At 66.9% G+C, this 21628-nt stretch carries 17 protein-coding genes; 8 read left to right on the forward strand and 9 right to left on the reverse strand.

Annotation, left to right across the window (positions count from 1 at the left end):
• Positions 1 to 6 precede the first annotated feature (6 nt).
• Positions 7 to 1719 (reverse strand): sensor histidine kinase, encoded by a 1713-nt coding sequence (locus tag QRN25_RS07255; protein ID WP_285018266.1) that lies wholly within the window; start codon positions 1717 to 1719, stop codon positions 7 to 9.
• 241 nt (positions 1720 to 1960) lie between these two features.
• On the opposite strand from QRN25_RS07255, the gene QRN25_RS07260 reads away from it, so the two are divergent.
• Positions 1961 to 3280, forward strand: a complete 1320-nt coding sequence (locus QRN25_RS07260; RefSeq protein ID WP_285018267.1) for a dicarboxylate/amino acid:cation symporter — start codon at positions 1961 to 1963, stop codon at positions 3278 to 3280.
• A gap of 38 nt (positions 3281 to 3318) precedes the next feature.
• A complete protein-coding gene (locus tag QRN25_RS07265; RefSeq protein WP_285018268.1) occupies positions 3319 to 4782 on the forward strand; it encodes an alginate export family protein in 1464 nt (487 codons plus the stop codon).
• Position 4783: 1 nt separating this feature from the next.
• On the opposite strand, the gene QRN25_RS07270 is transcribed toward QRN25_RS07265, so the two are convergent.
• Positions 4784 to 5470 carry a transcriptional regulator gene (locus QRN25_RS07270; protein ID WP_285018270.1) on the reverse strand — a complete coding sequence of 229 codons (687 nt, stop codon included), beginning with the start codon at positions 5468 to 5470 and terminating at the stop codon, positions 4784 to 4786.
• Positions 5471 to 5624: 154 nt separating this feature from the next.
• Here QRN25_RS07270 and QRN25_RS07275 point away from each other — a divergent pair, with 154 nt between their 5' ends.
• Genes QRN25_RS07275 through QRN25_RS07295 form a run of 5 tightly spaced genes read left to right on the forward strand, consistent with a single transcriptional unit; the run spans position 5625 to position 10216 of the window.
• Positions 5625 to 7091 carry an aldehyde dehydrogenase family protein gene (locus QRN25_RS07275; RefSeq protein WP_285018273.1) on the forward strand — a complete coding sequence of 489 codons (1467 nt, stop codon included), beginning with the start codon at positions 5625 to 5627 and terminating at the stop codon, positions 7089 to 7091.
• Positions 7088 to 7870, forward strand: coding sequence for a carboxymuconolactone decarboxylase family protein (locus tag QRN25_RS07280; protein WP_285018274.1), 783 nt, complete (start codon positions 7088 to 7090; stop codon positions 7868 to 7870). Before QRN25_RS07275 ends, QRN25_RS07280 begins: the two co-directional genes overlap by 4 nt.
• Entirely contained in the window at positions 7863 to 8663 is an 801-nt protein-coding gene (locus QRN25_RS07285) for an NAD(P)-dependent oxidoreductase (RefSeq protein ID WP_285018275.1), read from the forward strand. The genes QRN25_RS07280 and QRN25_RS07285 overlap by 8 nt, the downstream gene beginning before the upstream one ends.
• Positions 8660 to 9418: an SDR family NAD(P)-dependent oxidoreductase gene (locus QRN25_RS07290; protein ID WP_285018276.1), complete on the forward strand. Its 759-nt coding sequence runs from the start codon at positions 8660 to 8662 to the stop codon at positions 9416 to 9418. Before QRN25_RS07285 ends, QRN25_RS07290 begins: the two co-directional genes overlap by 4 nt.
• Positions 9419 to 9430: 12 nt before the next feature.
• Entirely contained in the window at positions 9431 to 10216 is a 786-nt protein-coding gene (locus QRN25_RS07295) for an SDR family oxidoreductase (protein WP_271181850.1), read from the forward strand.
• A gap of 44 nt (positions 10217 to 10260) precedes the next feature.
• Here the strand turns inward: QRN25_RS07295 and QRN25_RS07300 are convergent, their stop codons facing one another.
• From QRN25_RS07300 to QRN25_RS07310, 3 genes are all read right to left on the reverse strand, one after another.
• Complete coding sequence (locus QRN25_RS07300) at positions 10261 to 10428, reverse strand: YbdD/YjiX family protein (protein ID WP_271181851.1); 168 nt, start codon at positions 10426 to 10428, stop codon at positions 10261 to 10263.
• Between the two features lie 2 nt (positions 10429 to 10430).
• Positions 10431 to 12476 carry a carbon starvation CstA family protein gene (locus QRN25_RS07305; RefSeq protein WP_285018278.1) on the reverse strand — a complete coding sequence of 682 codons (2046 nt, stop codon included), beginning with the start codon at positions 12474 to 12476 and terminating at the stop codon, positions 10431 to 10433.
• A 178-nt stretch (positions 12477 to 12654) separates the two neighbouring features.
• A complete protein-coding gene (locus tag QRN25_RS07310; RefSeq protein WP_285018328.1) occupies positions 12655 to 14613 on the reverse strand; it encodes an OPT family oligopeptide transporter in 1959 nt (652 codons plus the stop codon).
• 174 nt (positions 14614 to 14787) lie between these two features.
• Here QRN25_RS07310 and QRN25_RS07315 point away from each other — a divergent pair, with 174 nt between their 5' ends.
• The gene (locus tag QRN25_RS07315; protein WP_285018279.1) at positions 14788 to 15675 is read left to right on the forward strand and encodes a nucleotidyltransferase family protein; all 888 of its coding nucleotides are present in this window, start codon (positions 14788 to 14790) and stop codon (positions 15673 to 15675) included.
• Positions 15676 to 15678: 3 nt separating this feature from the next.
• Here QRN25_RS07315 and QRN25_RS07320 read toward each other — a convergent pair whose 3' ends face one another.
• From QRN25_RS07320 to QRN25_RS07335, 4 genes are all read right to left on the reverse strand, one after another.
• Positions 15679 to 18228 (reverse strand): TonB-dependent receptor plug domain-containing protein, encoded by a 2550-nt coding sequence (locus tag QRN25_RS07320; protein ID WP_285018280.1) that lies wholly within the window; start codon positions 18226 to 18228, stop codon positions 15679 to 15681.
• Between the two features lie 229 nt (positions 18229 to 18457).
• On the reverse strand, positions 18458 to 19396 hold the full coding sequence (locus QRN25_RS07325) for an ABC transporter substrate-binding protein (protein WP_285018281.1): 939 nt from the start codon (positions 19394 to 19396) through the stop codon (positions 18458 to 18460).
• A gap of 3 nt (positions 19397 to 19399) precedes the next feature.
• On the reverse strand, positions 19400 to 20260 hold the full coding sequence (locus QRN25_RS07330) for a TauD/TfdA dioxygenase family protein (RefSeq protein ID WP_285018282.1): 861 nt from the start codon (positions 20258 to 20260) through the stop codon (positions 19400 to 19402).
• A 24-nt stretch (positions 20261 to 20284) separates the two neighbouring features.
• Positions 20285 to 21619 carry an LLM class flavin-dependent oxidoreductase gene (locus QRN25_RS07335; protein WP_285018283.1) on the reverse strand — a complete coding sequence of 445 codons (1335 nt, stop codon included), beginning with the start codon at positions 21617 to 21619 and terminating at the stop codon, positions 20285 to 20287.
• Positions 21620 to 21628: the final 9 nt, after the last annotated feature.

Here is a 21628-nt window from a genome sequence, read left to right on the forward strand (position 1 = left end):
GCTCGTTCATGATGCTCGTCTCAATACGATGGCGAAGCAGGCTCCGCGCTCGGAGGGCTCGAGTTGAAGGGTGCCGCCGAAGTCCTCGACGATGTCCTTGGAAATGACGAGGCCAAGCCCCAGTCCGGTCGGCCGGCTGGTGGCGAAAGGCGTGAACAGACGGTCGGCGACGTCCTGCGCGATGCCCGGGCCATTGTCGCGCAGCGTCATCCGCACTGTTTCCGTGCCCGCTTCCACAACCAGTTCGATCCGGGCATCCGCCTGTCCCTCCAGTGCCTCGAGCGCGTTCTGCAGGATGTTGACGAGCACTTGCTCCAGCCGGACGTGCCCCCCGAACACGAGCAGGCCCGGCGGCACCTCGGGCACCACGAAGGTGACGTGCGACAAGCGCTCCTTCAGGAGCAAGCAGGCGCCCTCGATCACTTCGACAAGCGGGATCGGCCCGCCCGCACGGCTGCCCTTGCGTGCGAAACCGCGCAGTTCCGCGGTCACTGCGCCGATCCGCTCGGCCAGACGGTCGATCGCCGAGAGATTGTCACGCACGGCATCCTCGGCGCCCATGTCCAGCAGTTGCCGCGAGGTTGCGGCATAATTACGGATCGCGGCGACCGGCTGCGCAGTCTCGTGCGCGACGCTCGCCGTCACCTGCCCGAGCGTGGCAAGGCGATTGGCTTGCCGCAGACCCTCGCGAAGCTGCGCTGCGTGCGCCTCGGCGGCGGCGCGCTCCTCGATCTCCCGGCGCAGGTCGATGGTGCGCTCGGCCACGGCCGCCTCTAGTTGTGCGGTATGCTCACGGCGGCGACGCCCCCGTTCCCGCACGAACGCGACCAGCGCGAACACGGCGAGGGTAAGCAGCGCCGCCGCGATCTGCGCAGCCCGCACCACGGCATCCACCGCTCCCTGCAGCGGCAGCGCCAGACTGACCCGCCAGCCCAAGCCATCGGCGGCGGTGGTGGTCAGAAGATGGTCGCCTTTTTCGCCGCGCATGGTGACTCGGCCGCCGCCGTGCTCGCGAAACGGTACAGGCCCGAGGTCGCCGACCCCGATCAACTCACGCTCGCGCCTGCTGCGTTCCGAAGACAGCGGAAGCGTAGCGGCATAGCGCCAGTCTCGACGGCTGGTGACGAGGATCACACCGTCGCGGTCGGTGACGAAAGTGACTCCGTTCGCCTCGCGCCACTGCTCTTCGACGCGGTCGAATTCCATCTTCATGACCACGACGCTACCGCCCGCCGCGCGCCGCGCGAAGAACAGGCCGGGACGGTGACTGACGGTGCCGAGCGCGAATTGCTCGCCGATCCCGCTGCGCAGGGCCGCCCGGAAGTAGGGCCGGAAGCTGTAGTCCTTGCCGAGAAAGCTTCGCGGATCGCGCCAGTTGCTGGCTGCGAGGGTGAGCCCGTCCTTGCGGATCACGTAGATGATGGGCGAGCCAAGATCGCGCGACAGCCGTTCGAGCTTGGCATTCATCACAGCTTCGGCTCCCGGACGACCGGCGACGAGCGCGACGAGGTCCTGATCGTCTGCCAGCGCCAGCGGGAGAAGCCGGAAGCGGGCGATCTCGCTGGCCAGCAGAGCCTGACGCAACCGGGCGTCGACAGCCGCCTGCGCAGCGAACCGCGTGGTGGCGGCCTGCCGTACCGCCAATCCGGTCAGGAATGCCACCGCCACGGCGCAGACCAGCGCCGCCGTAAGCCACCAGAGATAGCGTGATCGAACCACGCGAATCCGCCTAGGCCAGGATGAAGCGATGTGCAAGTTTCTGCACTACAGGGCGTGGGCGAGGGCCAATTTTAGGACACGATGTCTCAATGACTTTCATTACATAATTGAAATCATGATATTTTCACAAACGTGCAATTCTTCTTTGCGCGCAATGAAACGGACTGCAGTCTGACCCTAGACACGAGCGTCACCCCAAGGGTGTCGTCGGTGCCACGAGGATGACGAAGGCTTATTCCGTATGCATTATGATCCGTCGCACATTCAGCCGGTCGCTGCGAAGCGTTGGTATACCCACCTCTATGTCCAGGTTCTCGCCGCGATCACCGCAGGCGTGCTGCTCGGCCATTTCTACCCGGCGGTCGGCGAATCGCTGAAGCCGGTCGGCGACATGTTCATCAAGCTGGTGAAGATGGTGATCGCTCCGGTCATCTTCCTCACCATCGTCACCGGTATCGCCGGAATGCGCGATCTCGGCTCTGTCGGGCGCGTGGCGGCGAAGGCCTTCGCCTACTTCCTGTTCTTCTCGACGCTCGCGCTGATCGTCGGCATGACCGTCGCGAACGTCGTACGGCCGGGCGCGGGCTTCAATATCGATCCCGCCACGCTCGATGCGGGCAAGGTCGCGCAGTACGCCGAAAAGGCGCACGAGACCTCGCTGCTCGGTTTCCTCAACGCGATGATCCCGGACACGCTGGTCTCAGCGCTGGCGCAGGAGAACATCCTGCAGGTGCTCGTCGTGGCGATCCTGTTCGGCTGCTCGCTGGCCGCGATTGGGGAACGCGGCGACAAGGTGCTGTCGCTGCTCGAGGACGTTTCCATCGTCGTCTTCAAGCTCGTCTCGATCGTGATGAAGCTCGCCCCGATCGGCGCCTTCGGCGCGATGGCCTTCACCATCGGCAAGTACGGCGTCGGCAGCCTCGCCAACCTCGCGCAGCTGGTGGCAACGTTCTACCTGACCTCGATCCTGTTCGTGGTCTTCGTGCTTGGCGCGGTGGCGAAGCTGTGCGGGTTCTCGATCTTCAAGCTGATCGCCTACCTCAAGGCCGAGCTGCTGCTGGTTCTGGGCACCTCCTCCTCGGAAAGCGCCCTGCCCGCGCTCATCCAGAAGATGGAGAACGCCGGTTGCCCCAAAGCCGTCGTCGGCCTTGTCGTGCCCACCGGCTACTCGTTCAACCTCGACGGCACCAACATCTACATGACGCTGGCGGCGCTGTTCATCGCGCAGGCCTGCAACGTGGACCTGACGCTGGGTCAGCAACTGCTGCTTCTTGGCGTGGCGATGCTGTCGTCCAAGGGGGCGGCGGGTGTCACCGGCGCGGGCTTCATCACGCTGGCCGCCACGCTCTCGATCGTGCCGGATGTGCCGGTCGCGGGCATGGCGCTGATCCTGGGCGTGGACCGCTTCATGTCCGAGTGCCGCAGCCTGACCAACTTCGTCGGCAATGCGGTGGCCACGGTCGTCGTCTCGCGCTGGGAGGGCAAGCTCGACCACGCGCAGCTCGACGCGGCACTGTCCGGCCACGCGCTCCCCGCACCGATGCTCGCGCCCGCCGAATAAAACCAAGAACGACTACAGAGCCACAAGGGTCGCACCCCATGACTACCGTTACTTCGCGGCTTCGCGCCGCCACCCTGCCGCTCGCCCTGGCGACGGCCGCCTCGCTGGCCCCTTCAGCGGCCCAAGCCGAAGATGCCGCCTACCCGCAGGCCTTCAACGGCGACGGCGCAGTGACCGGCGGTTATTCGCTCTCGCGCTGGGCCGAGGACTGGACCTCCATGGCCGATCCGGCAAAGCGCGACGATCCGCTCGACCGGCTCAAGTACATCCCGCTCGACAGTGACGGCGATATCTATCTGACCCTCTCGGGCGAGCTTCGCCTGCGCGTCAACCAGACCACCAACCCGAACCTGCGCGAAGCCGAGGCCCAACGGCAGGACATCAACCGCATCGTCGGCGGCGCGGATCTCCACATCGGCGAGCACTTGCGGTTCTATGGCGAGGTTGCCCATGGCGGCATTTCCGGCAGCAACCTCGGCGCTCCTGCTGCCACCCTGCGCAACGACGTGGTCATCCAGCAGTCCTTCGTCGAGGCACGCACCGACATCGGCGATGTCGATGTCGGCGTACGCTACGGCCGGCAAGAGTTCGTCGACGGCCCCAATCTGCTGGCATCACAGCGCGACAACAACACCATCCGCTACACGATGAACGGCTGGCGTTTCTACGCGCGCGGATCGAAGCTGCGCATCGACGCTTTCGACTTTCGCCCCACCGCCTATGGCGACCTCGGCACCGGCGACGACGTCAACGATCCGGCACGCCGCTTCTCCGGCGCCTCGGTAGGCGTGATGCTGCCCAAGACGATCCTTGGCAACAAGGCGAACCTCGCCTTCGACGCATTCCTGTGGCGGCGGCATAATGACGTCGGTGCATGGGGCGGCCGCATAGGCCCGGCTACGCGCTACTATCTCGGCGGCTGGCTGCGCGGCGACGTGGGGGCGATAAACCTCGACTGGTCGGTCAACCGGCAGTGGGGCTACTACATGGACCAGGATATTTCCGCCTGGCAGGCCTTCATCGCCCAGACCTACAGGCTGGGCAAGAGCAAGACCGCCCCGCGTGTCGGCGTCCATTTCGACTACGCCAGCGGCGGGGGCGGATATGGCAACGGCAAGCTGCGCAATGCCTACTCGCCTTTCGGCAACAACATCTACTTCAGCTACCAGCTCTACCTGACGCCCTCGAACCTGCGGGCAGTCACGCCGAACTTCAGCTTCTCGCCGGTCAAGGACGTGCGCGTGCTGGCGGAATACGAGTTCGCCTGGCGCGATAACATCCACGACGCGGTCTACCGCGCCAATGGACAGCCGTTCGCTGGAACCCAGAACGGCACGGCGCGCAAGGTGGCCGAACTGGCGCGGCTGCAACTGGTATGGACGATCACGCCGCGCCTGTCCTTTACCGGCCGCTACGAGCATCTCGATGCCGGACCGGCGCTGACCGACGCGGGTTACAAGAGTTCCGACTTCCTCGCCGGCTGGCTGAGCTACCGGTTCTGATTCAGTCTCGCGCTTCCAGGTAGGCAAGGACCACCGCGCGGTTCTGCCGATCGGCCTCGAACCGCGTCAGGTCTGCATCGTTAGCGAGGATCGCGGCGAGGATCCTCGCCCGCCCCTCGCGCCATGCTGCACCGTCGTCATCGAAGACCTTGAGGTCCGGAGCAGTATGCGCGGTGGAGTAATGGAGCGTCACCCGCGTCAGCATCTCGAACAGCGGGCGGCGGACCATGCGGAACAACAGTTCCTGGAACTCCATCTCGAAGCGGCCACAATCCATCATCGTCGCGCAGGCGGGCAGCCGCTCCGCCAGTGCCGCCAGCTTCGCGCGCAACTCCGCGTCGGTACACCGCGCTGCCGCCGTCGCCAGTTCGTTGAACAGCAGCGAGGTCATGTCGAGCGCCTCTTCGTAGGACGCCGGGTTCATGCGCATATAAGCGTGGAGACCGCGCTCCAGCGCCGCGGCGTCGGGCCGCACTCCGTAGTAGCCGCCGCCGGGACCGCGACGCACTTCCAGCAGCCCTTCGTGCTCCAGAACCCGAGCAACCTGCTGCAGCGTGACGATCCCCACCTCCAGCGAGCGCGCCAGTTCGTGCAGAGATCCGATCCGCTCCCCCTCGGGCGCCGCGTAGATCCGCTCGCGCAGGACTTCGGTGGTGCGGACGATCAGACTGGCCTTCTTTTCGCTCATGGCATTCCCAATAATGTGCCTATTATGTCAATTTCACATCGATTACCGGCGCCATAATACGTAATTCAAGTCAATTGACCACCTATTTATAGGTCGATAGCCTTTCTCCCATCGAAGCGGCGCAGCAGTTGCCGCAAGAGAGGAGAGCAGTGCCATGGGCTTCCGCATGCCCGCCGTTTCCCTGCCCGAATTCGCGCATGTCATCGGTGAAAGCGCCGAAACCGCCGGCACTGGCGAGACTTTCGCCCACGTCTATCCCGCCAGCGGCGAAGTGACCCGCGAGATCAGGCTGGCAGGCGCCGACGACGTCGACCGCGCCGTCGCCGCCGCCCGCGCCGCACACCCTGCGTGGCGCGCCATGCCCGGCGACAAGCGCCGTGACCTGATGCTGCGCCTCGCCTCGGTGATCGAGGAGCGCGCCGCCGAAATGTCCCCTCTGCTGAGCGCGGAGAACGGCTCCATCCTCCTTGCCGGGCCGCACATGAGCGCGGATGCGGCGCAGAAATTCCGCTATTTCGGCGGCTGGGCGGACAAGCTGGAAGGCCGTACCGTGCCGACCTGGGGCGGCCCTGCGCACGACTACGTGAGCTATGAACCGTTCGGAACCATCGGCATCATCGTCCCGTGGAACGGTCCGTTCTTCGCGGCCACCATGGTAATGGCGCCGGCGCTTGCGGCCGGGAACTGCGTGGTGCTGAAGGCCCCCGAAAACGCGCCGTGGTCGATCATGAAGCTGCTCGACCTGATACGGCTGGCGGGCTTTCCGCCGGGCGTCGTCAACCTCGTCACCGGCGGCCCGGATGTCGGCGCGGCGATGGTCGAGCATCCCGGCATCGACAAGATCGAGTTCATCGGCAGCGGCGCCACCGCGAAGAGGATCCTTGCCAGCGCGGCGCAGTCGCTGAAACCCGTGGGGCTCGAACTGGGCGGCAAGTCGGCGGTGCTGGTCTTCGCCGACACAAATCTACAACAAGCCGCCAAGCGCGGACTATCCGGCGCCGTCAGCGCCAATGGACAGGGCTGCGTCAACGGCACCCGCCTGCTGGTCGAACGCGCGATCTACGAGCCTTACGTCGAGATACTCAAAGCCATGGCGGCGCACGTGAAAGTCGGCGATCCCTTCGCCATGGACACGATCATGGGGCCGGTCATCTCCGAGACCGCGCTGGATCGCATCCACGGCATGGTCGCTCGCGGGGCGGCGGAGGGCGGGCGTATCGTGTGCGGGGGCGAGCGCATGGGCGGCGATCACGCGGGCGGCGCGTTCTATCCGATCACCCTGCTCGCCGACGTCGGCCACGACAGCGAGATCGCCCGCAACGAAGTGTTCGGGCCGGTCCTAGTCGTCACGCCCTTCGACAGCGAGGAGGAGGCGGTCATGCTGGCCAACGACAGCGACTATGGCCTCGGTGCCTATATCCACACCACCGACCTCACCCGCGCACACCGCGTAGCTGGGCAGATGATGGCGGGCCAAGTGCAGGTCAACGGCTCCGGAGAGGCGATGACGCCCTGCGTGCCGTTCGGCGGCATGAAACACTCGGGCCATGGCCGCCTCGGCGGGATCGAGGGCCTGCGCGAATTCCAGCAGGTGCGCAACGTGTGGATCAACCTGCAATGAGCCTGCTCGATCCGCAGACGCGCAGCGCCGCCGGGCTTGCCGCCCAGACCGAAGCCACGGGACACGACGCCCCCGCCCCGACGACGCTGCTGGAGGAATCCTGGCGCGACTTCGTCTTCGCCGAAGTCTGGACGCGGCCGGGCCTGCCGCGCCGCACGCGCTTCCTCGTCGCCATAGCCTCCGCCGCGACAGGCGGGCTGGCGGACGGGCAGATAGAGGACTTCGTGCGCGGCGCGCTCACCACCGGCGCGCTGACCCTCGCCGAACTGCGCGAGGCGGCGCTGCACCTCGCGGTCTATTCGGGCTGGGGCAACGGCGGCAGGCTCGACCGGGCCGTCACCCGCGTGGCCGAAGCGCTGGGCCTGCCGCCCGCCGAAGTGCCGCCGATCCGCGCCGAACCCTGGGACGCGCAGGAGCGCAACGACCAGGGCCATGCCGAATTCGCGCAAGTCATGACCTTTCCGCCCGGCCCGCCCAATTCGCCCTATCTGGTCGGCATCAACAACTTCGTCTTCGGCGAGATGTGGTGCCGTCGCGGACTGGACGAGCCCTCGCGCCGCTGGATCACCCTTGTCGGCGTGTGCGAATCCGGCGCCGACATCCCGATCCGCAGCCATATCCACGCCGCCATGGCGAGCGGCAATTGCCAGTCGCAGGAAATGCTGGAGTTCGTGCTCCAGTACGGCACACACGCGGGCTGGCCCAAGGCATCGCGCATCAACGGCGTGGTGATCGAGATGATCGGCAAGGTGGAAAAAGGGCTCCCGTGGCATGGCTGAAGTGGGTTTCATCGGCCTCGGCTCGCAAGGCGCGCCGATCGCCATGCGGATGATGGCGGGCAATGCGCTGACCGTCTGGGCCCGGCGACCCGAGGCGCTCGCCCCGTTCGCCGCAAAGGGCGCGAAGGCGGCGACTTCGGTGGCGGAACTCGGGGCGGCCTGCGATCATGTCGGCGTCTGCGTGGTCAACGATGCCGACGTGGTTGAAGTCTGCGACCGCCTGCTGCCCACCATGCGGCCCGGGACGCTACTGGCGATCCATTCGACGATCCTTCCGCAGACCTGCGAGGCGCTTGCCGTGAAAGCGGCCGAGCGCGGCGTGCTGCTGCTCGATGCCCCGGTCAGCGGCGGCAGTCCGGCAGCCGAGGCCGGAACGCTCACCGTCATGTGCGGCGGCAGCGAGGAAGCCTTCGCCAAGGCGCTCCCCGTGTTGCAGACCTTCGGCGCCAAAATCGTGCTGCTCGGCCCGCCCGGCGCCGGACAGCGGGCCAAGATCGTAAACAACGCCCTGCTCGCCGCCAACATGGGCCTTGCCCACGCCGCGCTGGAGATCGCCGAAGGCATCGGCGTGGACCGCGCTGCACTGGCCGACCTCATCAACCATTCGAGCGGACGCAGCTTCGGCTTCGAGGTCTATGCCCGCCTGCCCTCCCCGCCCGCCTTCGCGCACGGCGCGGGCCTGCTGTTCAAGGACGTCAACCTGCTCGGCGCGATCGCGCAGCCCGGCAACGCCCTTGCCGCCGCCGCAATGCCATTTCTCGACGCCACCGGCGTCACCACGGAGAAACCATGATCTTCGAGAACCTCAATCTCACCGGCAAGGTCGCCCTGGTCACTGGCGCCGCATCGGGCCTTGGCCGTGCCACGGCGCTGAAGCTGGCTGCGGAAGGCGCGAGATTATGGCTGGTCGACCTCGACGCCGCCGGCCTTGCCGAAACGGTCGGGCTGCTCGGCTCGGCCGAGGTGCGCAGCGAAGCCGCCGACCTTTCCGACCCGGCGGCCTGCCAGGCCGCCGTCGCCGGGGCTGTCGAGGCTTTCGGGCGGCTTGATGCCCTCTGCAACGTCGCCGGACTGATCTATCTCGCCAACACGCCCGAGATGCCGCGCGAGCACTATGAGCGCACCATCGACGTCAACCTCAACGCGCCGTTCTTCCTGTCGCAGGCGGCGATCCCGCACCTGCTGGAAACCCATGGCGCGATCGTCAACGTGGCATCCTGCGCCTCCTACATCGGCGAGGCCTATGCCGCCGCCTATTGCGCGAGCAAGTGGGGCCTCGTCGGCATGACCAAGGCACTGGCGATGGAATTCCAGAAGAAGGCCATCCGCATCAACGCCGTCGCACCGGGCGGCATGATGACGAACATCGCGGCGAACTACGTCCCCCCGGAGGGCTGCGACATCGACCTGCTCAAACGCTTCTCGGGAATGCGCGGACTGGTCGAGGTGCAGGACGTGGCGGACATGATCGTCCTCCTCGCTTCGGACGCCGGGCGCGGCTTCCATGGCGCGTGCCTCTCGATCGACGCGGGCATCACTGCAGGCTGAAGGACCCAACGCATGACATTTTCCCTCGATCAGTTCCGGCTCGACGGCAAGGTGGCGGTAGTCACCGGCGCGGGCGGGCGCGGCAATTCCATCGGGCGCGCCTATGCGCTCGGGCTGGCCGAAGCGGGCGCGGCCGTGGTCGTGGCCGACCTCAACGGTGCAGGCGCTCAGGCCGTAGCCGAGGAAATCATCGCGAGCGGCGGCAAGGCCCTCGGCGTGCAGGTGGACGTGGCGGACGAAACCTCGACGCTGGCGATGGGCGCGGCGGCGACCGCGGCCTTCGGGGGCGTCGACATCCTGATCAACAACGCCGCGCTGATGGTGGACGTCAGCTACGACAATTGCGAAACCGTCAGTCTGGAGGCGTGGAACCGGGCCTTCGCGGTGAACCTCAACGGCGCGCTGCTCTGTGCCCGGGCAGTGATCCCCTCGATGCGGGCACGTGGTGGCGGTCGGATCGTCAACCAGACCAGCGGAGGGGCGTTCCCGGCGACGGGGCTCTACGGCATCTCCAAGCTGGCGCTGGTGGGTCTAACGACGACTATGGCGAAGCAATTCGGCAAGGACGGCATAACCTGCAACGCCATTGCTCCGGGCAACGTCAAGTCGGACGCAGGCAAGCTGCTGGTGCCCGACGATTCCCCTTTCATCCAGTTTCTCGACATGACCTGCGCCCTGCGTTCGCGCGGGGAACCGGACGAACTGGTCGGCACGGCAATGCTGCTGTGTTCGGAAGCCGGACGTTGGATCACCGGGCAGACCATCCACGTCGATGGAGGCTGGGTGCTGAGGCCGTAAGCACCCCCGTCATTGCGAGCGAGGCGAAGCAATGACGAACCTGGCTAGCAGCACTTGCCCCCGCCCGCGCCGCCAAAGCGTGCCTGCTCGCGGTTGCGAAAGAACTCCACGCGGGTCATCGGCGTAGCGTCCGGGTGCACGCGCGCCATGTGGGCAAGGTAGACTTCATACGGCGGCTGTCCAACCATGAGCCGCAGCATCTGGCGCAACATTCTCATTCGGCCGGGACCAACTGCACGGGGCTCTCGTTGACGGTCGGGCGGTCTTCACGCAGCGCCGCCATGCAGGTGCGCACGGTGAAGAACAGCAGCGAGATCACCACCGCGAGGAAGATCACGCAGAGCCCGGCATCGACGCGGTCGTTGAAGACGATGGCCCGCATCTGCTCCATCGACTTGGCCGGCGCGAGCACCGTGCCAGCCTCGACAGCCGCGCCGAACTTCGCCGCGTGGGCGAGGAAACCGACTGTCGGATCGCCCGACAGCAGTTTCAGCGAACCGGCGCTCAGTGTGCAGATGAGCAGCCACGCGGTCGGGATCACCGTCACCCAAGCATAGCGCTGCTGTTTCATGCGAAACAGCAGCGTCGTCGCCAGCATCAGCGCCACGGCGGCGAGCATCTGGTTGGAGATGCCGAACACCGGCCACAGCGTGTTCACCCCGCCCAGGGGATCGGTGACGCCCTGGTACAGGAAGAAGCCCCAACTCAGCACGCACAGCGCTGTCGCCACCACGCCCGGCAGCCACGAAGTCCCCGCCCGGAACGAGGGCACCGCGAGGCCGATCAGGTCCTGCAGCATGAAGCGCCCGGCGCGCGTGCCCGCATCGACGGCGGTGAGGATGAACAGCGCCTCGAACAGGATCGCGAAGTGATACCAGAACGCCTTCATCGCCGTGCCGCCCGCGACATGGCTGAAGATCTCCGCCATCGCCACCGCCAGCGTCGGCGCACCGCCGGTGCGCGAGACGATGGTGTGCTCGCCCACATCGCGCGCGGTCTGGACCAGCAGGTCGGCCGAGACCGGGAAGCCCATCGCGGTCACCGCATGGGCGGCGCTGGCGGGGTCGGTGCCCAGCACGGCGGCGGGGCTGTTCATCGCGAAGTAGATGCCCGGATCGAGGATCGAGGCGCCGACAAGGGCCATGATCGCCACGAACGCCTCCATCAGCATCGCGCCGTAACCGATGAACGGCGCGTCGGTCTCGCTGCCGATCAGCTTGGGTGTGGTGCCGCTGGCGATCAGCGCGTGGAAGCCGGACACCGCTCCGCAGGCGATGGTGATGAACAGGAACGGGAACAGCGCGCCGGACCATGCCGGACCGCCGCCACCGACGAACTGGGTCAGCGCGGGCATGCGCAGCGGGGGCGCCATGACGACGATGCCCACGGCCAGCGCCGTAATCGCGCCGATCTTGAGGAAGGTCGAAAGATAATCGCGCGGCGCCAGCAGCAGCCACACCGGCAGCAGTGAGGCCAGCGCGCCGTAGCCGATCAGAATCCAGCACAGCGTCTGCGGGGTGAAGGTGAACAGCGGCCCCCAGACCTCGGACGCCGCGACGTTCTGCCCGAACACGATCGCCGCGATCAGGCCGACGAAGCCCAGCACCGAGACTTCGCCGATGCGCCCCGGCCGGATCCAGCGGGTGTAGATGCCCATCGCCAGCGCCAGCGGGATCGTCGCGGCGACGGTGAACATGCCCCACGGGCTCTCCGCCAGCGCGCGCACGACGATCAGCGCGAGCACCGCGAGGATGATGACCATGATGAGGAAGGCGCCCGCCAGCGCGATGGTGCCTGCAACCGCGCCCATCTCCATGCGCACGAGTTCGCCCAGCGACTTGCCGTCGCGCCGCATCGAGATGAACAGGACCATGAAGTCCTGCACGGCGCCTGCCAGCACGACGCCGAAGATGATCCACAAGGTGCCCGGCAGATAGCCCATCTGCGCCGCCAGAACCGGCCCCACCAGCGGCCCCGCGCCTGCGATCGCCGCGAAGTGGTGGCCGAACAGCACGCGCCGGTCGGTGGCGACATAGTCCAGACCGTCGGCGCGGTAGATCGCGGGCGTCGCGCGAGTGGGGTCCAGCCGCATCACATGCCGCGCAATATACAGCGCATAGTAGCGATAGGCGACGAGGAAGCAGCTCACCGCCGCGACCACGATCCACAGCGCATTGACCGCCTCCCCGCGCGACACGGCCAGCACCGCAAGGCAGATCGCGCCGACAATCGCGAGGATGATCCAGGGGATGTGCTTCAAGTCTGCCTCTCCGTTCGACCGCTGGCGGTTTGAACCGATGGGGCTTCGACAAGCTCAGCCTGAGCGAGATTTGAAGACCTGTTCTTGATCCCGCTCAGGCTGAGCTTGTCGAAGCCCCCTACGCCATGGCGCATAGCTAAAGACACCCGGCGGTCCCGGGTCAAGCCCGGGACGACGATCAGCCCACCAGCTTGCGGGTACGGCCGTAGAGGAACGCCACCAGCGCGAAGAACAGCGCGGTGCCGCCAACCAAAGCGGGAACCTCGAAGCCGTCGCCGACAAGCGCCAGCGGCGCATCGCTGCCCGATGCGGCGACGATGCCAGCAAAGGCGACGCCCCACAGGCTCTCACCCACGATCATGCCCGTGGCGGTCAGCACACCCATGCGCAGCGCGAATTCGGGATCGGCGCGCTTCTCCGCCCAGCCGTCGTAGACCTTGCCGATGACCGATCCGATCACGACCGGCAGTATCGCGCTCATCGGCAGGTAGATGCCGATGCCCACCGCGAGCGGCGGCAGGCGTAGCCGTCCGGCCTTGCCGAGCACTTCGTCAAGCACGATGAACGCCACGCCCGCAGCGGCGCCCCAGCCGATCATCGTCCAGTTGAGGTTGCCACCCAGCACGCCCTTGGCCAGCGCCGAGATCAGCGCCGCCTGCGGTGCGGGCAAGGCGTTCGCCCCCGCGCCTGGCATCCCGGCGAACCCGAATGCGGTGTTGAGTAGATCGAGCACCGGCGGGATCACCAGCGATCCGAACACCACGCCGATCACCAGCGCGACCTGCTGCTTCCACGGCGTCGCACCGACCAGCTGGCCGGTCTTGAGGTCCTGCAGGTTGTCGTTGGAGATGGTCGCGACGCCGAAGACGATGCCGGTCACGATCAGCGCATAGGCGACCAGCGCCGACGACGTCTCTGCGCCGGAATCGCGCCCGAACAACCCGACCAGCATCAGCGATGCAGCGACGACGGAGAGAATACCGATGCCCGACACCGGCGAGTTCGACGCACCGATCAGGCCCGCCATGTAGCCGCAGACCGCCGCGATCAGCAGGCCAAAGACGACGACGAAGACGACCGCGCCCGCGATCAGCACCAGTTCGCTCCCGGCCAGCGGACCACCGGCGATGACGCTCCACAGCAGCACCGCGATCGGCACCATCATCGCCAGCGCGCCGAGCGCCACGGCGGTAATGGGCAGATCCTGCTCCTCGATCGCCAGCGCCTCGCCGGCATGGCGCGCACGGCTTGCGGCCATGGCGGAGCGCACGCCGCCGATCACCGGCCCGGCGATCCGCAGCAGCGTCCACACCGCCGCCACGCCGATCACGCCCGCGCCGAAGAAGCGCACATCGCGCGAGAAGATCGCCCCCGCCCAAGCGCCTACATCGCCCGCCATAGGGCTCTGCGCGGTCAGGATCGGCAGCAGCACCCACCAGCCGATGACGAGGCCCAGGAACATCGCCATGCCGACCGACAGACCGACGAGGTGCCCCACGCCAAGCAACGCGAACGACAGGCCGCCGGAAATCCCCGTCGCGCCCGAGCCGGTGCGGAACCACACCGCAGCCTCGCCGACGATCAGCCGGGTCTGCGTGAGGACCGCAAAACCTACCGAGGCAAGCGCGTTCCAGACCAGCACCGAAAGCCCCTTGGCGCTTTCCTCCGCGCCTTCACGCGATCCCGAACCCACGCGCAACACTTCGGCGGCGGCATGGCCTTCGGGATAGGGCAGCGGCGTATCGACCACCAGCGCACGGCGCAGCGGGACCGAGAACAGCACGCCGAGGATACCGCCCGTCCCGGTGATCGCGGCCGTCGTCCAGTACGGGAAGCCCTGCCACCAGCCGATCATGACGAGGCCGGGCAGGACGAAGATGATCGCCGCCAGAGTGCCCGCCGCACTCGCCACGGTCTGGACGATGTTGTTCTCCCAGATCGTGGAATCCTTGAACCCGCGCAGGATCGCCATCGAGATCACCGCCGCCGGAATCGAGGTCGCGAACGTCAGGCCCACCTTCAGGCCGAGGTAGACGTTCGCTGCCGTGAACAGCAGCGTGATCGCCCCGCCCAGCAGGATGCCGCGCAGCGTCAGTTCCTTGGCCGAAGCCCTCGCCGCCGTCTGCTGCACCGCCATCGTGTCGTTCGCCATCGCGTCCCTGTCTGCCTGCATTTTCAAGCCACGCTTCTTGGCACGGTGGTCAAATGGAAGACAGTGCAAATCATCCCTGCGAAATCCTGCGGCAAATTCACGGGCTTTCAACGGCGAAGTTCACCGAGACGTCACATCGCTCATCGATAAGGGCCGGCCATGGATACTCTGACGCACGCCGCGTCCGCCGCTCATGTGGCAGGGCAGAAATACGCCGGACCGCCGGTGCGCATGATCGTGCTCGCCGGTCGACACCCGCGCGAGACGGACGCTCTGGCCCGTCGTTTCGGCATGAGCCACAAGTGCCTCGTGCCGCTGGATGGTCGCCCCCTGGTCGCGCACGTGCTGCAGACTGCCGCCATCCACCCGGCAGTCGAAAGCCTGGCCATATCCGTCGAGCGAGAGGCGTTCGAGGGACTGTTCGACGTTCTCTCCCAGCTACCCGGCCGGGGCATCGCCAAGCTGGTCGAGGCGCGGGAGAACCTCGTCGACAGCGTGCTGGCGGCGGCGCAGGGCTGGGACGGTCCGCTGCTGGTGACGACGGCCGACCATGCTCTCCTGACGCCTGCTTCCATCGATGCGATGATCGCCGCGCTCGATTCTTCCGACGCCGCCTTCGCCATGGCGCCGCGTGACGCGGTTCTCGCCGCCCATCCACAGCATGCGCACCCGTTCCTCGAGTTCGCGGATGGCGCCTATGCCAGTTGCAACCTCTACGCCGCCGCCGATCCCGAGGCGCTGCGCGCGGTGGAAGTGTTCCGCGGCGGCGGGCGCTTCGCAGGCAATGCGCTCGGCGTGCTGCGGGCGTTCGGCTTCGTCAACCTGATCATGCTGCGCCTGCGGGCCAGCAGCCTGAGCGATGCGACCGAGCGCGTTTCGCGCCGCATCGGGCAGCGCCTGAAGCCGGTGGTGATGCTCGACGGCTCGCAGGCGCTCGACGTGGATGACGATCACACCCACGCCGCAGCCGAGGCCCTGCTCACCCTGCGCGGCGAGCCGGCCCGCACCCCTTCGGGTCCGGACCGGCTGCATCGTGCGTTGGGTTGATAGTCAGAATTTCAGGCCGATCCGCGCATACCAGAACCCGCCGTTGAGGCCAAAGGGCGCAAAGCCGCCGTATTGCCCCGAACCATCCCAGGCGATCGCGCCGTTCTTGTCGGGGCGCACGTTGAACAGATTGTTCGCGCCTACCGCCAGGTCGAGCGCCTCGGTGAACTGGTAGCCGACCTCCGCATCGGTCACCCACTTCGCTCCGAACGTCCGGTCCGATGCGGCGACGTTGCTGGACTCGGTGTACTGCCCGAAGCGCGTCGCGCGCAGCAGCGCCTTGACCGGGCCGGACGACCAGTTGCTCGTCAGCACCACTTTACTGCGCGGCAGAGCGACGACGAGGTCGCGCTGTGCCTGCCGCCCGAACAGCGTGACGTTGAGGCTGCTCAGCTCAGCCGGATTGTCGATGACGTGCAGGATCTTCGTGCGATTGTAGCTGTAGGCGGCACTCAGGCGAAACGTGCCGAGCGAGGTCGTGTCCAGCGTATACTCGCCCACCACGTCGATGCCGCGCGTGCGCGTATCGATCGCATTGGTAAAGAACTGCGCGCTGTCGACATCGTCCACGCCGTTCGCCTCCAGGATCGCCTTCACCGCCGAGCCGCCGTTGGAGGCCGTGCCGAGGAACTCGGTCTTCACGATGCGGTCGTCGATGCGGATCTGGTAGGCGTCCACCGTCAAGCGCAGCGGGCCGTTCTCGTAAGTCAGGCCGGCGGTGAAGTTCAGCGACTTCTCCGGCTTGAGCGGCTTCGCGCCCAGCGCCTGTGCCGCGACGGAGTTGACCGGAAGGAACTTGGAGGTGGTCGAGACACGCTCGTCGCCGATCACGGTCACGGTGTTCTGCGTGGTCGAGAACCCGGTCTGCGCCAGCGACGGCGCGCGGAAGCCGGTGTTGACGCCGCCGCGCACCGCCAGCCCCGGCGCCAGTTCGATACGGGTGCTGGCCTTGGCGCTGAAGGTGTTGCCCGCACTGTCCGAATAGTGCTCGAACCGCCCGGCGAGGCCCACGAACCAGCCCGGCGTCACGTCGGTCGCAAGATCGAGATAGGCGGCGAGATTGTTGCGCGAAAGGCTCGTCGCGTCAGCGGGCGAGGTTCCGGTAAACGAGACGAGGCCCGGCGACGGCGAGCGGCCCGCATAGAGGTCTCCGAACGCGGAGCCATCGTCGGGGATCACGTAGCCGCCGTCGCGGTAGCTGTCGGGCTCGCCCGCAACGTTCTGGAAGCGCTCCCAGCGGTGCTCGACACCGAAGGCGACGTTGAGCGGCTTGGCGAAACCGACCTCGAACTCGCGGCTGACGTCGATGTTGTTGACCCACAGGTCCTGCTTCTGGCGGCCCATGAAGAAGTCGGCCTTGCTGTCCGGCCCGAGCGAGGGGTTGAGCGTGTTCTCCGCCCCCAGCTTCACCGCATCACGGCCGTAGCTGGTGGACAGGTCGACCGCCCAGCCCGCCAGCTGCGTGCGCAGGCCGAGAGCCGCCTGCCAGTCCCACTCCCAGATGCGCCGATAGGCCTGGAAGCCCGCTGGATAGAGGTCCGGCAGCACTGACGAGCCCTGCGCATTCGCCTGCCCGCCGTAGCCCGTCGGCGACGCCACGTATGCGCCGCGCGCGTCCTTGATGTTGCGATAGCTCAGCGTCGAGAACGAATAGAGCGTCGTGTCATCACCCAGCGGCAGTTCGGCGTTGTAGCTGGTGTTGACGATCTTGTCCCGGTTCGAACGCCCGTAACCGCCGGCGATGACGTGATCGGCATCGGCCTCGCGCGGGTCGGGCTGGCCGTTCACGAGCGGGTAGACGTAGGGGATTGCCTCGGCGACGGACTTGGCACGGTCGTGGTACTTGGCCTCCGCCGCGATCCGCACGAAGCCGCCGTCGCCGATCCCTGCGCCGTAGGAACCCGCGACCTGGTAGAGATCGCCGCCGCCCTCGTACTGCTGCCCGCCGGTGAGCGAGAGGTCGCCGCCCTGCTTCGTATTGTCGAGGATGATGTTGATGACGCCGGAAATCGCGTCCGAGCCGTACTGCGCCGCAGCGCCGTCACGCAGGACCTCGATACGGCCGACGGCGCTGGTCGGGATGAGGTCGATGTCCACCGGCGTAGAGCCGCCCGAAACGCGCGAAAGGTTGTTGATCAGCGAAGTCGTGTGACGCCGCTTGCCGTTGACGAGGACGAGCACATAGTCGCCCGAGAGCCCCCGGATCGCGATCGGACGGACGCTCGCGGACGTACCGCCACCACCGAGCGCCGGCATCGTCAGCGAGGGGATGATATTGCCGAGGATTTCCTTGAGGCCGGTGCGGCCGGTGGACTTCAACTCCGCCGGGCCGATGACATCGACGGGAACCGGGCTGTCGGCGACCGAGCGCTGACTGTGCCCGCGCGCGCCGGTAACGATGATGGCGCTGCCCTCGGCGGCGTCCGCAGCTTCCGCGGCGGCATCCGCAGTCGCCACCGGGATCGCCACGGAGGGCGCCTCGTCAGCATGCGCCACGCCGAAAGGAACGAACGATACGCTGGCGGCAAGCGCGGCGGACTTGAGAATTTTCACCTGGAATGGCCCCTGAACTTGTGGTCTGTCCGGAGCTTCATGACATGTCTACTGATTTAGTAGAAATTGCGATCTCTTATGGGTTCTCAAGTTTTTCTTGATACAGGTTCGGCTGTTTTCAGAGGTCGTCGAAGCCATCTACCCTTCGTCATTGCGAGCGCAGCGAAGCAATCCAGGGCAGGATAAGCCGCCCTGGATTGCTTCGCTGCGCTCGCAATGACGAAGGCGCTTACCCCACCGGGGCGAAGGCAGCCGCCAGCGGGCGGTCGCCCTTGACCTCTCCGAACTGGCGGAAGGTATCGAGCACCAGCTGCTGCTTGTCGATCACGCCCTGATCGATCGGCACCGGCAGACGGGCACCGCGCCCCGCGAATTCCTTCGCGATCGGCAGGGGCAAACCCGTCTCGGCGGCGAGGACCTTGGCGAATTCATCGATGTGGGTGCTGGCCCACTGCAGCGCCTTGCCCTCGCGCTTGAGGAAGTCGTCGAGCAGCGGGCGCTTGGCCTTGATCGCGCTTTCGGGCGCGATGTCGAAGCCGTACCCTTGCGAGAAGCCGCGCCCGTCGATGGCGATGCGGTTGCCCTCCGCGAGAGCCGCCGCGACGTAAGGCTGCCAGGTCGACCAACCGTCCACCGCGCCGGTCTGCAGCGCGGCGCGCGCGTCGCTGGGGGAGAGGAAGGTGATCGTCACGTCCTTCGCGCCAAGGCCCGCCGCCGCCATAGCCCGCAGCACCAGATAATGCCCGACACTGCCGCGCCCGGTGGCGATGCGCTTGCCCTTGAGGTCCTTGGGGCCGTGGATGGTCGAGGCCTTGGGCACGATCAGCGCCAGCGCGCCCTCGGTGCGTTCCTGCGTGGTCTGTGCGCCGATCGCCTTGATCGGACTGCCCGCCTGATAGGCGAACTGGAACGGCGCATCGCCCACCAGCCCCACGTCCACCGCCCCGCTGCCGAGCGCTTCGAGCAGGTTCTGCGCGGCCGGAAATTCCGACCACTCGATCTTGTAGGGCGCCCCGTCGAGCGCGCCCGAGGCCAGCATCAGCGCCTTGGTGCCGCCCTTCTGGCTGCCCACGCGCAGCAGGCCGGTGTCTGCGCCTCCGCCCCGGCCGCAAGCAGCCAGGGCGAAAGTCGTACCAAGTCCTGCAAGCAGGTTACGTCTGTCGAGCATCAATCAGAGATCCGTCCACAAGGGTTCGTCGGCGATCAGGATACGGTGCAGTTCGCGAGGGAAGTCGCCGTAATTGCGCACCGCGAAGTGCACGCTGGCACGGTTGTCCCAGAACGCAACCGTCCCCGGCCGCCAAGAGAAGCGCGCCTGCACGTCGGGCCGCTTGTACTGGCGCAGCACTTCCTCCAGCAGTTCGCGGCTCTCGGACAGTTCGACGCCCAGTATCTGCGGCTGCTGCGAGAAGTTGACCCACAGGATCTTCTGCCCCGTCTCGCGGTGCGTGCGCACGATCTTGTGCGCCACAATGGGGTATTCGTGGCCCGAGAGTTCCAGCGCGGGCACGAAATTGTGCGTCACATGCTTGCCTTCGAGGCGCTGCTTCAGCTCCTCGGGCAGCGTTTCATAGGCAAGCGCGGCGTCCACCCAGATCGTGTCGCCGCCCACTTCGGGCAGGTTCACGTCGCGCAGCACCGCGCCCCAGGTCGGGACCAGACGCCAGCTGGTGTCGGAGTGATAGGCCTCGCCCGGCTTGACCTTGTAGCCGAGCTTCTTCTCGTACTCGCGGTCATGCTTCGCGGCGATCGCGTGGACTTCCTTGTTCGCCGCGTCGTGCCGGGTGGTCGGGTGCGTGTAGAGCGGGCCGAAGTTCGCCGCGAAAGCCGCCTGCTGCGCGTCGTCGATGGACTGGTCGCGGAAGAACACGACCTTCCACTTGAGCACGGCAGCGCGGATCGCCGCGCGCAATTCGTCGGTCAGCGGCTTGGACAGATCGACGCCCTCGATCTCGGCGCCGATCGTCGGCTGCACGGGACGGATGACGAGGCCCGCGTTGGCGGTATCGAATGTGGAAGCGGAAGTAGCCATTGTCGTGTTTCCTCTCTTCTCGTTTCAGGCGGCCGAGCGGGTCAGGCGCGCGGCGGTATTGCGGTTGACGGGCACGTCGAGGCCCAGGTTCTCGCGGAAGGTCTTGCCTGCATAATCCTGCTTGTAGATCCCGCGCTGCTGCAGGATCGGCACGACCTGATCGACGAAGACCTCCAGCTGGCCGGGCAGCGATTCGAACAAGTTGAAACCGTCCGAGCCCCGCTTCTCCAGCCACAGCTGGAAGCGGTCGGCGAGCTGCTCGGGCGTGCCCACGAACCCGCCCTTGGGCGTCGCCACCCGAAGCGCGATCTGGCTGAGCGTCAGCCCCTGCGCGGCGGCGGCGAGCACCTTTTCCGATGCGCTCTGGTTGCTCTTGCGGCCTTCCTCGGCGACATGCGCGGGGAAGGCGCCATCGGGGTCGTACTGGCTGAAGTTGTGGTCGTTGAACGAACGCCCCAGTGCCCGCAGCGCGTTCTCCAGACTGACGAGGCCCGCCAATTCGCCGTGCAGGCGCTCGGCCTCCTCCTCGGTCGAGCCGACCACCGGCCGCGCGCCGGGCAGGATGAACAGCTTCTCCGGATCGCGCCCGAAACCGCGCGCCCGCGCCTTGAGGTCCGCGTAGAACGCCTGCCCCTCGGCCAGATCCTCCTGATGGGTGAAGATTGCCTCGGCATGGCGCGCGGCGAACGTGCGGCCGTCCTCGGACGAACCCGCCTGGAAGATCACCGGCTGCCCCTGCGGCGAGCGCGAGATGTTGAGCGGCCCCTTCACCGACAGGAACTCGCCCTTGTGGCCCAGTTCGTGCAGCTTGTCGGCGTCGAGGAACTGGCCGCTGGCCTTGTCGCGCACCAGTGCGTCGTCTTCCCAGCTGTCCCACAGGCCCTTGACGACATCGAGGTATTCGTCGGCAAGGCGGTAGCGCTCGGCATGGCCGAGGTGCTCGGCCTTGCCGTAGTTGTCGGCGCTGCCCGCCAGCCACGATGTGACCACGTTCCACCCCGCTCGCCCGCCGCTCAGGTGATCGAGCGATGCAAACTGGCGCGCCAGATTGAACGGCTCGTTGTAGCTGACGGTGGAGGTGGCGACGAGGCCGATCCTGTCGGTCACCGCCGCGACGGCGGAGAGGATCGTCAGCGGCTCGAAGCGGTTGAGGTAGTGCGGCGAGGAGCGCGCGTTGATCGAGACGCTGTCCGCCACGAACAGGTAGTCGAACTTGCCGCGCTCCGCCGCCTGCGCCTGCCGCACATAGAACGGCAGGCTGGTGCTGGCGTCCACTTGCGCGTCGGGGTGGCGCCAGTCGTCCCAGCCGGGGCCGACGCCGTGCAGGATGAAGCCGAGCTTGAGCTGTCTGTCTGCCATGTCAATTCC

This window comes from Novosphingobium sp. fls2-241-R2A-195 (assembly GCF_030209485.1).
Taxonomy (GTDB): domain Bacteria; phylum Pseudomonadota; class Alphaproteobacteria; order Sphingomonadales; family Sphingomonadaceae; genus Novosphingobium; species Novosphingobium resinovorum.